Annotated in this window: 17 protein-coding genes; 5 read left to right on the top strand and 12 right to left on the bottom strand. The window is 62.1% G+C overall.

The features are described 5' to 3' along the window. From EOD15_RS14875 to EOD15_RS14855, 5 genes are all read right to left on the bottom strand, one after another. The coding region (locus EOD15_RS14875; RefSeq protein WP_127408589.1) for an FAD-dependent oxidoreductase at positions 1-511 on the bottom strand (511 nt) is incomplete at its 3' end. A gap of 98 nt (positions 512-609) precedes the next feature. Next, on the bottom strand, positions 610-1,668 hold the full coding sequence (locus EOD15_RS14870; protein ID WP_127408588.1) for a dipeptidase: 1,059 nt from the start codon (positions 1,666-1,668) through the stop codon (positions 610-612). Between the two features lie 144 nt (positions 1,669-1,812). Then, a complete protein-coding gene (locus tag EOD15_RS14865) occupies positions 1,813-2,112 on the bottom strand; it encodes a GNAT family N-acetyltransferase (protein ID WP_127322535.1) in 300 nt (99 codons plus the stop codon). A 2-nt stretch (positions 2,113-2,114) separates the two neighbouring features. Further along, positions 2,115-2,735: an alpha/beta hydrolase gene (locus tag EOD15_RS14860; protein ID WP_127322534.1), complete on the bottom strand. Its 621-nt coding sequence runs from the start codon at positions 2,733-2,735 to the stop codon at positions 2,115-2,117. Positions 2,736-2,739: 4 nt separating this feature from the next. Then, complete coding sequence (locus tag EOD15_RS14855; protein WP_127268952.1) at positions 2,740-3,672, bottom strand: VOC family protein; 933 nt, start codon at positions 3,670-3,672, stop codon at positions 2,740-2,742. Positions 3,673-3,898: 226 nt separating this feature from the next. On the opposite strand from EOD15_RS14855, the gene EOD15_RS14850 reads away from it, so the two are divergent. After that, complete coding sequence (locus EOD15_RS14850; protein ID WP_127408587.1) at positions 3,899-5,467, top strand: alkaline phosphatase family protein; 1,569 nt, start codon at positions 3,899-3,901, stop codon at positions 5,465-5,467. 48 nt (positions 5,468-5,515) lie between these two features. On the opposite strand, the gene EOD15_RS14845 is transcribed toward EOD15_RS14850, so the two are convergent. Continuing rightward, positions 5,516-6,853 carry a PRC-barrel domain-containing protein gene (locus EOD15_RS14845; RefSeq protein WP_127320893.1) on the bottom strand — a complete coding sequence of 446 codons (1,338 nt, stop codon included), beginning with the start codon at positions 6,851-6,853 and terminating at the stop codon, positions 5,516-5,518. A 252-nt stretch (positions 6,854-7,105) separates the two neighbouring features. Here EOD15_RS14845 and EOD15_RS14840 point away from each other — a divergent pair, with 252 nt between their 5' ends. Then, the gene (locus tag EOD15_RS14840; RefSeq protein ID WP_127320892.1) at positions 7,106-8,026 is read left to right on the top strand and encodes a diacylglycerol kinase family protein; all 921 of its coding nucleotides are present in this window, start codon (positions 7,106-7,108) and stop codon (positions 8,024-8,026) included. A gap of 29 nt (positions 8,027-8,055) precedes the next feature. Here the strand turns inward: EOD15_RS14840 and EOD15_RS14835 are convergent, their stop codons facing one another. Continuing rightward, positions 8,056-8,256, bottom strand: coding sequence for a hypothetical protein (locus tag EOD15_RS14835; RefSeq protein WP_127320891.1), 201 nt, complete (start codon positions 8,254-8,256; stop codon positions 8,056-8,058). Between the two features lie 149 nt (positions 8,257-8,405). Between EOD15_RS14835 and EOD15_RS14830 the strand changes: the two genes are divergently transcribed. Then, positions 8,406-9,938: an HWE histidine kinase domain-containing protein gene (locus EOD15_RS14830; protein ID WP_127320890.1), complete on the top strand. Its 1,533-nt coding sequence runs from the start codon at positions 8,406-8,408 to the stop codon at positions 9,936-9,938. Between the two features lie 15 nt (positions 9,939-9,953). On the opposite strand, the gene EOD15_RS14825 is transcribed toward EOD15_RS14830, so the two are convergent. The 3 genes from EOD15_RS14825 to EOD15_RS14815 form a co-directional block, all read right to left on the bottom strand. Continuing rightward, the gene (locus EOD15_RS14825; RefSeq protein WP_127320889.1) at positions 9,954-10,412 is read right to left on the bottom strand and encodes a hypothetical protein; all 459 of its coding nucleotides are present in this window, start codon (positions 10,410-10,412) and stop codon (positions 9,954-9,956) included. 11 nt (positions 10,413-10,423) lie between these two features. Continuing rightward, complete coding sequence (locus EOD15_RS14820; RefSeq protein WP_023811001.1) at positions 10,424-10,750, bottom strand: DUF883 family protein; 327 nt, start codon at positions 10,748-10,750, stop codon at positions 10,424-10,426. A gap of 128 nt (positions 10,751-10,878) precedes the next feature. Continuing rightward, positions 10,879-11,640 carry a Crp/Fnr family transcriptional regulator gene (locus EOD15_RS14815; RefSeq protein ID WP_127320888.1) on the bottom strand — a complete coding sequence of 254 codons (762 nt, stop codon included), beginning with the start codon at positions 11,638-11,640 and terminating at the stop codon, positions 10,879-10,881. A 149-nt stretch (positions 11,641-11,789) separates the two neighbouring features. Between EOD15_RS14815 and EOD15_RS14810 the strand changes: the two genes are divergently transcribed. Beyond that, positions 11,790-12,161, top strand: a complete 372-nt coding sequence (locus EOD15_RS14810) for a response regulator (RefSeq protein ID WP_027163154.1) — start codon at positions 11,790-11,792, stop codon at positions 12,159-12,161. Between the two features lie 13 nt (positions 12,162-12,174). Here EOD15_RS14810 and EOD15_RS14805 read toward each other — a convergent pair whose 3' ends face one another. Together EOD15_RS14805 and EOD15_RS14800 are read right to left on the bottom strand one after the other, a co-directional pair. Beyond that, positions 12,175-12,726: an RNA polymerase sigma factor gene (locus EOD15_RS14805; RefSeq protein ID WP_013529285.1), complete on the bottom strand. Its 552-nt coding sequence runs from the start codon at positions 12,724-12,726 to the stop codon at positions 12,175-12,177. A 3-nt stretch (positions 12,727-12,729) separates the two neighbouring features. Then, on the bottom strand, positions 12,730-12,933 hold the full coding sequence (locus EOD15_RS14800) for a NepR family anti-sigma factor (protein WP_127269630.1): 204 nt from the start codon (positions 12,931-12,933) through the stop codon (positions 12,730-12,732). A 216-nt stretch (positions 12,934-13,149) separates the two neighbouring features. On the opposite strand from EOD15_RS14800, the gene EOD15_RS14795 reads away from it, so the two are divergent. Then, positions 13,150-13,944 (top strand): response regulator, encoded by a 795-nt coding sequence (locus EOD15_RS14795; protein ID WP_023810997.1) that lies wholly within the window; start codon positions 13,150-13,152, stop codon positions 13,942-13,944. Positions 13,945-13,999 lie beyond the last annotated feature (55 nt).

Genomic DNA, 13,999 nt, shown 5'->3' with positions numbered 1-13,999 from the left:
GAATCTGATCCAGCGCCATGCACCAGAGACCTTCGATCATCGAACGGAAGACGGCCCTGGCGTCGGCCGAATCGCGCTGGCGGGCAAGCCAGTCGGCAACGGTCAGTCCGGCAATCGAGACGTCGTCCGGATCGACCCCGTTCATGCGCTCGCGGATTGCCATTGCCGCGTCATAGATCCGCTCTGCTCGTTGTACGGACATCGTCGGCTGGGTGATGAAATCGCCATCGACATAGGTTTCAACCAGCGTCTTGCCGCGCGCCTCGATCAGCGCCATCAATTCCGGCATGTCCTCGCACAGGAACTGGCCGCCACTATCGATCCGTTCGCCAAGTCCGTTCAGTCGGGACTCGACGCGTCCGCCGACGCGGTCGCGTGCTTCGAGCAGAATGAAATCGATGTCGGCCTTCTTCATCTCGAGCGCCGCCGACAGGCCTGTGAAACCCGCACCGACGATGACGACATCGGTTCGCTCGAATTCGCCGCCCTCATCCGTGAAGGTCTTCAGCATTGCCGGCTATCCACCCAATCGCATCCGGCTTCCACCGACGAAGTATGTCCTTGTCGACATATGCCGGCGGGCCGCACACGCCATGCCGCAGGCTGTCTCTAACCTATCGTTTTCTCGAGCATATTGAGCCAGTTGCGATAGGCGATTTTTTCGATAAGTGCGCGGCCGAAACCGCGTGCCGCCAATGCATCGATCAGCTTCGGCAGGCCGGCGACATCCCCGATGACGGCCGGGATCATGGCGCCGTCGAAATCGGAGCCAAGACCAACGCCGTCCTCACCCAGTGCCTGCAGCAGCGAATCGATATGCCGCACCATGATGTCGAGGCTTGTGTCGGCATTCATGCGACCATCCTCGCGCAGGAAGCCGGTTGCGAAGTTCAGCCCGACCATGCCGCCGGTTTCGCGGATCGCGCCGAGCTGCCAGTCGGTCAAGTTGCGCGAATGGCCGCAGATCGCGTGCACGTTGGAATGGGTCGCGACCAGCGGCGCATTGCTGAGCGCCGCGACATCGCGAAAGCCCTTCTCGTTGAGATGCGACAGGTCGATCATGATCTTCATCTGGTTGCAGGCCTTGACCAACGCCTTGCCGGCATCGGTCAGGCCGGGGCCGGTGTCGGGCGAGGACGGGAAGCGGAACGGCACGCCGTGGCCGAAGGCGTTCGGCCGGCTCCAGACGATGCCGAGCGAGCGCAGGCCGGCTTCATGCAGCACGTCGAGCATGGTGAGCTCGGGATCGATCGCCTCGACCCCTTCGATGTGGAATACCGCGGCGATCGAGCCTTGCGCCATGGCACCGCGCACATCGCCGGCGCTGCGGCAGACGGTGAGCGCTCCGGCCCGTTCCAGCCTGAACAGGATCGAGGCCATCGCGATGGTCGAGGTCAGCGCCTCATCGCGCGGAACCTCGGGCGGCAGCGGCTCGGCGGCACTCGGCGCCAGGGGCACGGCGCCGCGCCTGGATTTCTCGACAGGCGGCGGAAAGATGGCAAACATGCCGCCGGCGAAGCCGCCGGCTTTGGCACGCGGCAGATCGATATGGCCGCCCGATTTCCCCTCTATGAACAGCTTTTCGACATCCGTGTCTTTCGACTGGTAGAGTCTGAGCAACGTATCGTTGTGGCCGTCGAAGACGGGAACGAGATCGGTTTCGGTCATAGGGGGATCATTCGGTTCGTTTGTCGGCAAGGGGCTGAGATATATCATATCGACTTAGGCAGGATGCGCTACCCGCACAAATGCCAAAGTCATCCCCGTGGGGATCGCAGCCGCTTTCCGCACCGTTTCCAAGCGACGAAACCCCTATTGCTTCAGCACGTCGGCCCATTCCTGATGGCGGCGAAACTGGGCGTTGGCGAACGGGCAGAGCGGGATGATCTTCTTACCCGCCGCACGCGCATCCTCGACGGCGCGGGTGACGAGCCGAAGCCCGGCACCCTGGCCGCGAAAGACGTCCGGCACCTCGGTGTGGTCGATGATGATCTGGTGCTCACCGATCTTGGTGAAGGTCATCTCGGCCTCGGCGCCATCGGGTCCACGCAGGACATAGCGGCCCTTGGAACCGCGATCCTCAAGTTCGATCTCAGGCAGTTGGTCAGGCATCGCTATGCTCCTTGGGCAGCGTCGGAAAAGAACCGCCGTGCCGCCTCGATCTCGTTTGGCCGCACTTCGTGCCCGCCATCGTGCCATTCCACTGTGACATCGGCGCCGTCGGCACGCAAATACGCCTCGAGCCGCGTGGTCAGGTTCGGCGGGCAGATCGGGTCGCGCTTACCGGCGGTCATCAGAATATGACGGCCGGCGAGACTGCCCTTCACCTGCGGCTCGAACGGGATCAGCGGATGCATCAACACCGACGCGCCGAACAGCGCTGGAACCGCGAACACCACCGAGGCCAGGACATTCGCGCCGTTGGAATAGCCGAGACCCAGCACGGCCGATGGCTTCGCTGCTTCGACATGGGCTTTGACGAAGCCCGCCATCCTGATCGTCGCCCGTGCCAGATCCTCCATGTCGTAGACGCCCTCGCCGGTGCGGCGAAAGAAGCGCGCGGCACCTTGTTCGGACACATCGCCGCGCGGCGAGATGATGGTTGCCTGGGGCGCGAGATCGCGCCCCAGCGACAGAAGCTGGTTCTCATCGCCTCCAGTGCCATGGAAGACGAACAGCAGCGGACCGCCCGGCGAACCGGGCAGCAGCTTGTGGATGTAAGCGTCCTTGCTCATGACCTCAGCCTTCCAGTCTCTGCAGATGCTGTTCCAGATACGGCCGCAGGTGCTGGTGCTGCGACGGCAGCTTCAGCGCCTCGCCCAGATGAGCGGTATCCTCGTCGCGATCGAAACCCGGCTCGTTGGTGGCGACTTCGAACAGCACGCCACCCGGTGTGCGGAAATAGATCGCCCAGAAGTAGTCGCGATCGATCACCGGCGTCACCCCATAACCGGTGTCCATCAACGCCTTGCGTACCTCGAGCTGCCTGGCGCGGTTCTCGACCGCGAAGGCGACGTGATGGACAGAGCCGGCACCGAGATCGGCGAAGGCCGTGCTCGGCAGCGATTCGATGTCGATGACGTCGGCGCCATTGCCGTTCTTCACCGCCAGCCGCCTGAGATTGCCGGACTTGTCGACTTCCTCATAGCCCATGAACTTCAGCAGCTCCTCGGTGGCGCCGCCATCCTTCAGCCTGAGCGATACCGAATGTAAACCGCGGATCGCCTGGTCGACCGGAACACCGCCTTTCGCCCAGGGCGCTCTGCCGTCACCCTTGCCCTCGACCAGCGCGAAGCCGTCACCATCCGGTCCGGCAAAAGCCAGGCGCTTCTCGCCGAAGGTCTCTTCGCGCGAGAGGCCGGTGACGCCCTCATCGGCAAAACGGCTTTCCCAATAGCCAAGCGTGCCTTCCGGCACCGAGTAGACGGTGGTTCCGACTTCCCCGACCCCATGCCGGCCCTTGCCTATATCGGGGAAAGGGAAATAGGTCATCACCGAACCCGGCGTGCCGGTCTCGTCACCGTAATAGAGGTGGTAGACGTCGGGCGCGTCGAAATTGACGGTCTTCTTGACCCGGCGCTGGCCGAGTTTCCTGGTGAAGAATTCGTTGTTCTGGCGGGCATCCCTGGCCATCGACGTGACGTGATGCAGGCCCTTGATCTGGTCGAGCATTGTCTTGCTCCTTCCTTGGTGCATGTGCGGCCCTCGCCGCTGTCCACGCCAATATGAGGACCAGAGCAGTTTAGGCAAAGGCGGCAAACACAGAATGGACTGTGTCGTAAAAGTGAACGATGGAACAAGGTTCGTTCACCAATTGGCCCGCAGAGTCGGGCTTGCGCCGTGGCCGGAATTCGGTTCCATGAACGGCGTTCGACATCCCGCGAAAAAGGTATCGTGAGTGACTGGAAAAGCCAGGCGGCCCAACATTCTCCTGATCACATGCGATCAGTGGCGTGGCGATTGTCTGTCCGCAGCCGGCCATCCGGTCGTGCAGACGCCCAATACCGACGCTTTGGCCGCGGAGGGTGTGCTGTTCAAGCGGCACTATGGCGGCGCGGCACCCTGTTCGCCCGCTCGCGCCTGCCTCTACACCGGCCTCTACCAGATGAACAACCGCGTCTGCCGCAACGGCACGCCGCTCGACGCTCGCCACGGCAACATCGCGCTCTCGGCTCGCGCCCTGGGCTATGATCCGACGCTGTTCGGCTACACCGACGTCTCGCTCGATCCGCGCCTGCTGGCGCCGGGCGATTCGCGGCTGCAAAGCTATGAAGGCGTGCTGCCGGGCTTTACGGTGCGCCAGTTGCTGCCCGAGCACCAGAAGCAATGGCTATCCTGGCTGGAACTGCAAGGTGTCGACGCCAGCGCCGGGTCCCCCGACATCCACCGTCCGCTGGCCGACGGCGTGGCCGGGACCATCAGCAACGCGCCGCCCGTCTACTCCGGGCAACAAACGCCGGCGGCTTTCCTGACCGGCGAATTCACGCGTTGGCTTGGCGAACAGGAGGACGCCACGCCGTGGTTCGCGCATCTTTCCTTCATCAGCCCGCACCCGCCTTTCATTGTGCCGGAGCCCTACAACACGATGTACGATCCGGCTGACGGCCCGGCCTTCCGGCGCGCGGCAAGCTGGCACGAAGAGGCGGAAAACCATCCCTATCTTGCCTATGATCTCGGCCGGCAGAAACAGATAAAATTCCGCCCGGACGCCAGAGGCAAGGTGCACGACTGGAGCGAAGACGATTTTCGCCGCATCCGCGCGATCTATTACGGCATGATTTCCGAGGTCGACGCGCAACTCGGCCGCGTCTGGAAAGCGGTCAAGGCCGCAGGCGCGTGGGACGACACCATCATCGTTCTGACCTCGGACCATGCCGAGATGATGGGCGACCATTTCATGCTGGGCAAGGGCGGCTATTTCGACGGCAGCTACCACATTCCGCTGATCATTCGCGATCCGCGCCAAGGCAAGGCGACCGGCGGCAGTGTCGACAGCTTCACCGAAGCGGTCGACATTTTGCCGACGCTTCTCGACCTGCTCGGCGAAAAGCCCGCGCCGCATCTCGACGGCGCCTCGCTGAAGCCGTTCCTGGGCGGAGAAACCCCTACGGCCTGGCGCGATGCCGCGCATTGGGAGTTTGACTTCCGCTCGATTGCCGCGGGCGAGGCCGAAAACCATTTCGGCATCGCCGCACGCCAATGCAACCTCGCCGTTATCCGCACGGAGCATTTCAAATATGTGCATTTCGGCGGCAATCTGCCGCCGCTGCTGTTTGATCTAAAAAGCGATCCGGGCGAGCTGGACAATCTCGCGGCCGACCCCGGCCATCTCACCGTGCGCCTGGAATTCGCCGAACGGCTGCTCGCCTGGCGGGCCGAACATCTCGACCAGTCGCTGGCACTGGCCGAATTGACCCAGAACGGCCTCGTCGGCCATGCCGCTGGCCTGCAACCTGGCCACACATAAATAAAGCCCGCGCCGTTGCCAGCGCGGGCTTCATTTGGCTGAACAGGATTACCTTACGATCATGCGCTGCTGATCGCGCTGTTCGGCGTAACTGCCTTTGTCATAGGCGGTTTGAGCCTCGAGCTGTTCCTTGGTGAAGGTCGTGTAGAGGTACTTGTTGCCGTCCTTGTCGGTCATGAATTTGAGATTATCCATACCAACCGCGACCTCCTTTTCACCGACGCCTAAGAAGCCGCCAACGTCGACGATCACCGCGTCCGTCTTGTTGTCAGGCGCAAGCACGACATCGCCGATTTCGCCTACCCTGGCGTCGTTTGCGCCGTAGACAGTCGTGCCCTTCAGGTCATCGGCACGAATCTCGCCGACCGGCATCTCGGTCAACGTCGACTTGTCGATGGCGGCAGTCTGTGTCTGGTCGGGAGCCGAGGCGTCAGGGGTGGTCGCTGCCGGAGCTTCGGCGGTCTTGTCTGCCGGAGCGACAGCAGGAGCCGTCGTGTCGGACGGCACAGCAGCCGGAGCGGTGGCCGCAGGCTCGTTGGAAGCCGTCGTGGCCGGCGCCGGATCATAGGCCTTGCGGTCGAAATCGGGCTGCGCCTGCAGCTCTTCCTTGGTGGTCTGGGCCACCAGCCAGCGGTCGCCATTCTTCTCGGCCCACTGCGCCTTAGAGAAATCATAGGTGACATTCTTGGCGCCGAGGCCAAGGAAACCGCCCACGCCGATGACCAGGGACTCGGCCTTGCCTTCCTTGGTCAGCACGATGTCGTTGACGTCGCCGATATTCTGCGCGTCATCACCGGTTCCGTTATATACGTCTTCACCGATGATGTTGGTGGCAAGGTTACCGTCCGCGCGCTTTACCGGTTCCGCCGGAGCGGCGTTCATGTCGGCCGGCTTTTGTGCCGTATCCGTCGTAGCAGGTGCCGTAGGTGCGGTCGCGTCGGTCGATGCCGCAGGTGCGGGGGCCGGACTGTAGGGCTGGCTGTCGAATTCCGCCTGAGCGGTCAACTCATCCTTGGTCGTCTGGGCTACCAGCCAGCGGTCACCATTCTTTTCGGCCCACTGCAGCTTGCCGTACTCGAAGGCGACGCTCTTGGCACCGACACCCAGAAAACCGCCAACGTCGATGACAACGGATTTCGCCTGCCCATCCTTGTCGAAGACGACGTCGCTGACATTGCCGATGTTCTCGGCATCATCGCCGGTGCCGTTATAGACGGATTCACCGATGATGTTGGTGACGATGCTGCCCTCTGCGCGGACCGACGCCGCGCCTGACTCCTGAACGGCTGGGCTCTGTGCCGGCGCCGGGGTCGTCGCACTCTGCGCATAAGCGCCGGTGGCGATCAGTGTTGCGAGTGCGGTCGTGGCTAAAAGATTGCGGATCATGATAGTCTCTCCTCGTGCCTGATCTCATGCGCCGCGTCTTCGCGGGAAAGTGGACGCGGCATCTACAGGTTCACAACGTTGTGACCAGTCTGTTGTTCCGACAAAACCGCGCCGTCCGGAAACCGAAATCACAGAAATGATCGAGCCGCCGGGGCGGCCCTCTGTGTCAAGGGAACCTTTCCGTAGCCGCCGCGTTTCAGCCATCGGCTGGGAGTGTCCCGGTCGCTTTTTGGCTGACATGGTGGAGCGGGTATGAAATTCGCAGCGGTGCTGAACCGGGATGGCGGCACTTTGCGCACCACCGACCTCGCCGCCTTCTCCGACAGGATGCATCAGACGCTGGAGACGGCAGGGCACTCGCTCAGCATCGAAATTGTCGCAGGCAAGGACGTGGTGGAAACGCTCGACAGCGCGGCTTCGCGTCGCTCTGTCGACATCGTGCTGGCGGGTGGCGGCGACGGGACCATTTCCGCCGCGGCCGCCCGGCTGATGGGCACGAAGAAGGCGCTTGCCATATTGCCGGCCGGCACCATGAACCTGTTCGCACGGGGGTTGGGCATTCCGCAGTCACTCGATGGAGCGCTGAAATCCTTCGCCGACGGCGAAATCATCGCGGTCGACGTGGCGACAGCCAATGGCCAACCTTTCATACATCAGTTCTCGATCGGCATGCATGCGAAGATGGTGCAACTGCGCCAGAAGATGGAGTTTGGTTCGCGGTTGGGGAAGATCCGCGCCTCGGCCAAGGCGGCTTGGGCGACGATCAACAATCCACCTGCGATGAATGTGACGCTCAGCATCGGTGGTGCCGAAATGGCGGCACGCATCACCGGCATCGGCATCACCAACAATTTGTTCGGCGAAGGCCATTTGCCCTACGCCGACAATCCGGCGGGCGGCGTGCTTGGTGTCTATGTCACGGTGGCGAAGCAGCGCGCCGAACTGGTCAAGTTCTTCTTCAACGTGGCGCGCGGCAAATGGCGCGACAACGAACATGTCGAAATCCACCAGACGAACAGAACGGTGCTGAAAATCCACTCGAGCAGCCGCAAATTTCGCGCGGTCATGGACGGCGAATTGGTCAGGCTTGACCGTGAAACGGTAATCGAAATCCAGCCTGGCGCGCTGAATGTACTGGTGCCGGCGAGCGCGGCCCAATCAAGAGCCGCCTGATGCTATGCGTTGCAACGAACAAAGCGGCTTTAACCAGCAGGAGCCTGCTCGGTGGTGCTGGGTGTCGGGACATGCTGTTCATCGCTGGTTGGCGTCTTGATCAACACACCATAAATCTCGGCAATGCCCCACGCCGCAAACACCAGAAGCAATGCGGCGATCAGGATTCGAAATCCATGCCAGCCCCATCGCCCCTGCCGCGCCTTGTTTTCGGGAATGATCTTGGCCATGCTCGATCCTTGTCTCATTCTGCACCAACTGGCGCCATCGGCAAATCATGGTCGGGTAACGGTTCCTCGCTAGGATGGTTCCGGAAAAGCGCGCTGGCCTTGCACCAGCGCAAGCAGGCGGCGGCGAAGACCGGGACGAGGCAAGTGGGGTGACTGGCAAGACGCAAACAGTGCCCGAGCTGCCGGCCGAAGTTGCGCGCGCAGTCAAGGATGTTGACCGGCTCGCTGTGCTGCACGGGTTGGAGATGCTGGATACGGCGGCCGATCCCGATTTCGACCGCGTCAGCAGCCTTGCCGCGGCGGTGATGCAGGTGCCGATGGCCCTGGTCACGCTCGTCGACCTCGAACGGCAGTGGTTCAAATCCTGCTTCGGCCTGGACGAGGCCGAAACCGCGACCGACGTCTCCTTCTGCGCCCATGCGATTGCCGCCGGAGACGAACCGATGGTGGTGGTGGATGCAACGACGGATTCCCGTTTCAAGACCAACCCGCTGGTCACCGGAAAGCACCATGTCCGCTTCTATGCCGGCGCGCCGATGATCGTGGCAGGTGCCCGCATCGGCACGCTGTGCGTGCTCGACCACGAGCCGCATGGTTTTCCATCCCGCGCCGAGCTCCACCAGCTGAAGTCGCTCGCCGGCCTCGCCGCCAGCCTGTTCACCCTCAAGGACGCAACCCGCAGCGGCGCGATCGCCGAGGCCGCACTGGTTCGCGAGGAAAAACGACGTGCCATCGCACTCGATGCGGCGTCGCTCGCCAGTTGGGCATGGGATATCCGCACCGATATCATCGAATGCGACACATTGATGTCGGAGCTGTTCAGCCTGCCGCGCTCCAACCGGCTGCGCGCACGCGACATCCTCACCGCCATCGATCCGCGTGACGTCTACCAGACCGAAACCCGCTTTCGCGACGCCCTGACCGGCAGCGACGACTATTTCGGCGAATACCGGGTGAAGGGCTTTCATCCGCCGCGCTGGCTCGCCACGCGCGGCCGTGTCATCGAGCGTGACGGCGACGGCAAGCCGACCTTGATCTTCGGCGTCAACTACGACATCTCCGAGCGTAAGCTCGGCGACGAACGCCAACGGCTGCTGCTGCGTGAGCTCAACCATCGCGTCAAGAACACTTTGGCGACCGTCCAGGCGCTGGCAACGCAGACCGTGCGCCATGCCCGCCAGCCAAGCGAGTTCCTCGAGGCGTTCGGCGCCAGGCTTCAGGCCTTGGGCATCGCCCACAATCTGTTGTCGGACCGCGAGTGGCGCGGCATCGGCATCAGTGAACTCGTCCAGATCGAGGTCAAACCTTTCGAAACGGCCGAGCAGCCGCGCATGACGATCTCCGGCGACGACCTGCTGCTGTCGCCCGACCAGGCCGTCGGGCTTGGCCTGATCCTGCATGAACTGGCCAGCAACGCGCTTAAATATGGCTCGCTGTCGGTGCCGTCAGGCAGGGTCGATCTCGGCTGGAGGACGCAAGGCAGGAGGGATGCCCGGCGTCTTGTGCTGACCTGGCGCGAAAGCGGCGGCCCGCAAGTCGCTCCGCCGGATCGGCACGGCTTCGGCTCGATCCTCATTCGCCGCAGCCTAGCCAAGGTCATTTCCAGCGAAGTGACCCATGAATTCCGGCCGGAAGGCGTGTTTGCCGAAATATCGATGCCGCTGGAAGAGTTGTCAAAGTGACCTCTCCCAACAGCTCTATCTCCGTTCGCTCTCATCCAGATCGTCGGATTTTACATTCTCGCGGTAGATGGCGTAGGCCGCGAGCGCCACGGCCGGCCCCAGAATGACGCCGAGACCGCCTTTTCCCTTGAGCAGGCTCGGCAGCACGGCGAGTGCGGCGGTGATGCCGATCGCCTTCATGTCGGCATTGCGGCGCTGCGCCCGGCGCCGGGCGCGTGAGCCTGCGGAGATCCGGTAGATCAGCAGGATAAGTCCGGCAAGCACCAGGAAACCGACGCCGAACCCCAGTGCCGCGGCAAGCTGCCCATAGCGCATCGCCGTCCAGATATAGGCGGCCCCGACAAGAAAGCCGAGACCGCAAAGTGCGGCAGCCATGGCGATCACATAGACGATTGCCGCCGTGCGCGCCCGGTGTATGGCGGCCACGGTTTCCCCCGAGGCGAGGCCCGAGATCAGGGTTGCCAACATTCCCATCTGGAGCGCGACTAGCGACGCGCGATGAGCGCGAAAAGGAAGCCTACGCCGGCGGCGATCGCCAGTGACGTCACCGGCTTTTCACGCACGCTCGCCATCATCTGCGCTTCGATGTCCTTGGCGTTGCTGCGCAGGCTGTCAAAGGCTGCTTCGCCCTGCGCACGCAACTGCTCGACCCCTTCCGTGGCTGCGCGGCGCGCGGTGCCATAGCCATGCTCGCCGGTCTTGGCCAGTTGTTTGGTGAGCTTGTCGATGTCGGCCTTCAACTGCCTGATGTCGGCTTCCAGGTCCGCATTTGCACGGGCGTCGTTTGCGGTCTTTCCTGCGGCAGTGGCCATGGCTTAACTCCTTGTGATTGCTTGGTTTCAAACGCGCTGCGCGTCTCAAGGTTCCGGCATTGGGGACAAAGTAGCCGAAAACGCATCGGCGCGCACCCGGTCCGCCGGCTCCGGCAAAACACGCTTCCTCAGATTAATGGCCGGCGCGCTTCACCCAGCCCTTCCCAGCCGGCGAGCCGCTTGAGCCCTTCATTGTCGGAAACCACGCAGCCGCCGTCGCGCCAGACGATCAGCTTGCGATCCATCAGCTTGCGGATCGTCTTGTTGGTGTGAACCAGCGACAGGCCAAGCGTATCGGCGATGTGCTGTTGCGTGATCGGTATCTGGACGGATTGGTTGCCATTCAGTCCGACAACCTTGGCGCGGCTGCCGATGAAGGCGATGAGATAGGCAGCGCGCTCGATCGCACTGCGGCGCCCGAGGCTGAGCAGATTCTCGTCCAGCATCCGCTCTTCACGCGATGCGATCCAGGTGATGTCATAGGCCAGCCCGGGATGATTGCGGTACAGCTCATGCAGATATTCGCGCTCGAAAACACACAGCAGCATCGGCGACAGTGCCTCCACGGAATGCTGCATCTCGCCCATCACACTGCCTTGCAGGCCAATCAGATCACCGGGCATGAGATAGTTGAGGATCTGGCGGCGGCCGTCCAGCAACAGCTTGTAGCGAAACGCCCAGCCGTAGAGCACGGTGTAGAGATGGGCGCTATGGCTTCCCTCCACCAGCACCGTGCCACCCTTTTCGACTGCGAGTTCGCCCTTCTTGAATTTGCTGATGAAGGCCAGTTCCTGTTTTTCGAAGTCGCGGAAAATCGGCAACGGCCGCAATGGGCAGTTCTCGCAAGGATATTGGCGGCTGGAGAAAGCGCTATTGTTCTGAACTGACATTTCGACCCCCCTTCGAAAGCCCGCTCATGGAGAGCGCGTTTCAACGCGTTGCAAGGATTGAGGTTCCGCCTGCGGGGCCACATGTCTTTTTTAAATGACAGCAAGCCAATTAGCGATCATGACTCCGGCGTTTCAAGGAGTCTTTGCCTGTGCCCACATTGCTTGACGGATTGCGGATACTGGTCCTGGAGGACGAATTTCTGATCGCCATGGACGTCGAGCAGCTTTGCCGCGACCATGGCGCCGATGAGGTGGTGATCGCCCGTGACCTGACCGAGGTCGATGGCCGCGAGGTCGCCACGCGATTCGATGCAGCCATTGTCGACTTGATGCTGGGCGGCGCCTCAACCATCGATTTCGCCTCCGGGCTGCGCGCGGCAGGCATACCTTTCGTGTTTGCGTCGGGCTATTCGGATGCCGATGAAATCAAGGCATCGTTTCCGGGCGTCAGGCTGGTTGGCAAACCCTATTCGGGTGAAGACCTCGTGCAAGCGGTCGCCGCGGCCTGCGGACGCGCTTGAGGCACGATCGCGGTCAGCTCGCCGGCGAGCTCGTTACCTGGGCCGAAATTGCGTCCGGACCATACTCGTCCTCGCCTGATATTTTCAGGATTTCCTGCAAGCGCGTACGGGCTCGGCTGACGCGGCTCTTGATCGTTCCCACCGCGCAACCGCAGATCTCGGCGGCCTCCTCGTAGGAGAAACCAGATGCGCCGATGAGGATGATGGCTTCGCGTTGGTCCTCCGGCAATTGCTCCAGGGCGCCGCGAAAATCCTTCAGGTCGAGCTGGCCGTGCTGGGCCGGATGAACGGCAAGCCTGGCCGTCATAATACCGTCGCTGTCCTGCACTTCGCGCCCGCGCTTGCGCATCTGCGAATAGAACTCGTTGCGCAGGATGGTGAAAAGCCAGGCCTTGAGATTGGTGCCGGGCTGGAAGCTCTCATGCTTGTCCCAGGCCTTGACGAGCGTTTCCTGGACGAGGTCGTCGGCTTTGTCGGCATTTTGCGTCAGCGACACGGCGAACGCGCGCAGACTTGGGATTGCCCCAAGCAGATCGGTCTTGAAGCCTTGTGAGACCGCGGCCATGCCTCAGTCCTTCTTCTGTGCGGGTTCAGCCCGTTCCAGCTGGCTAAGCAACTGGGAAAAGCGATCCGGCACATCGTCGGAGACCAGCGCGTCGTAATATTGTTTGAGTTTGCGTCCGATTTCGGAGTTCGGCCCAAGAGCATCACCAGAACCGTTCCGGCGCCTGCTCTCGGCGCCAGCCAGAATATCTTTCGTCATATCCTTCATTTTGCCCTTGTATTCCCAGCGCTCAAACCGCTCTTATCATACTCAACGCAACGCAAGCGGCGCCCTCGTCTGGTTGCCCATCCCGACCCCAAACGCCCCTCCCCGGTATTTGTTCCGTCGAGGCGGAACTTTTTCTAAAAATCCGCGTTATCGTCAGGGCTTGCAGTCAGCTTGACCTGCTACGCATTCACGTCATTCTGAGGGAGACGTCTTACCATGAGCTTATCCGCCACCATCGCACCACATCTGCCCTTCCTGCGCCGCTTCTCGCGGGCTGTTTCCGGGTCGCAAGAGAGTGGTGATGCGCTGGTAGCCGCGATGCTCGAGGCCATCATCGCCGATATCGAGATATTTCCCGAAGCATCGAGCGACCGCATCGCGCTGTACAAGGTTTTCGCCAAGCTGTTCACATCGGTCGCCATCCGCGTCCCACAGGAGCAGGCGCAATCGGCGTGGGAACAGCGCACCGCCGCCAATCTGAATGCAATTGCACCACGGCCCCGTCAGGCGTTCCTGCTCGTGGCTGTCGAAGGCTTCAGTGAGGACGAAGCGGCTGAGATCCTCGACGTCGGCGACCAGGAGTTTTCAGAGCTGCTTGCCCAGGCGAGCAACGAGATATCCCGTCAGGTGGCAACCGACGTTCTGATCATCGAGGATGAACCGCTGATCGCCATGGATATCGAAGAAATGGTAGAGAGCCTCGGGCACCGCGTCGTTGGAACGGCGCGCACCCATGCCGAGGCCGTGATGATGTTCGGCAAGACACGGCCGAAGATGGTGCTGGCCGACATCCAGCTTGCCGACGGCAGTTCCGGCATCGAGGCCGTGAACGAGATCCTGTCATCGACGTCGGTGCCGGTCATCTTCATCACCGCCTTCCCCGAGCGCCTGTTGACTGGTGAACGACCGGAACCGGCCTTCCTGGTCACCAAGCCGTTCAATCCCGACATGGTCAAGGCGCTGATCAGCCAGGCACTGTTTTTTGACCGGCAGGCGAAAGCAGCCGCATAGTCGCGAATTGAGGAGTGGAGGAATTGAGGAATTGAGGAATCGAAGGCGATAGCCT

This window comes from Mesorhizobium sp. M7A.T.Ca.US.000.02.2.1 (assembly GCF_003996995.1).
Taxonomy (GTDB): domain Bacteria; phylum Pseudomonadota; class Alphaproteobacteria; order Rhizobiales; family Rhizobiaceae; genus Mesorhizobium.
This window is presented reverse-complemented; position numbering and strand designations above follow the sequence as displayed.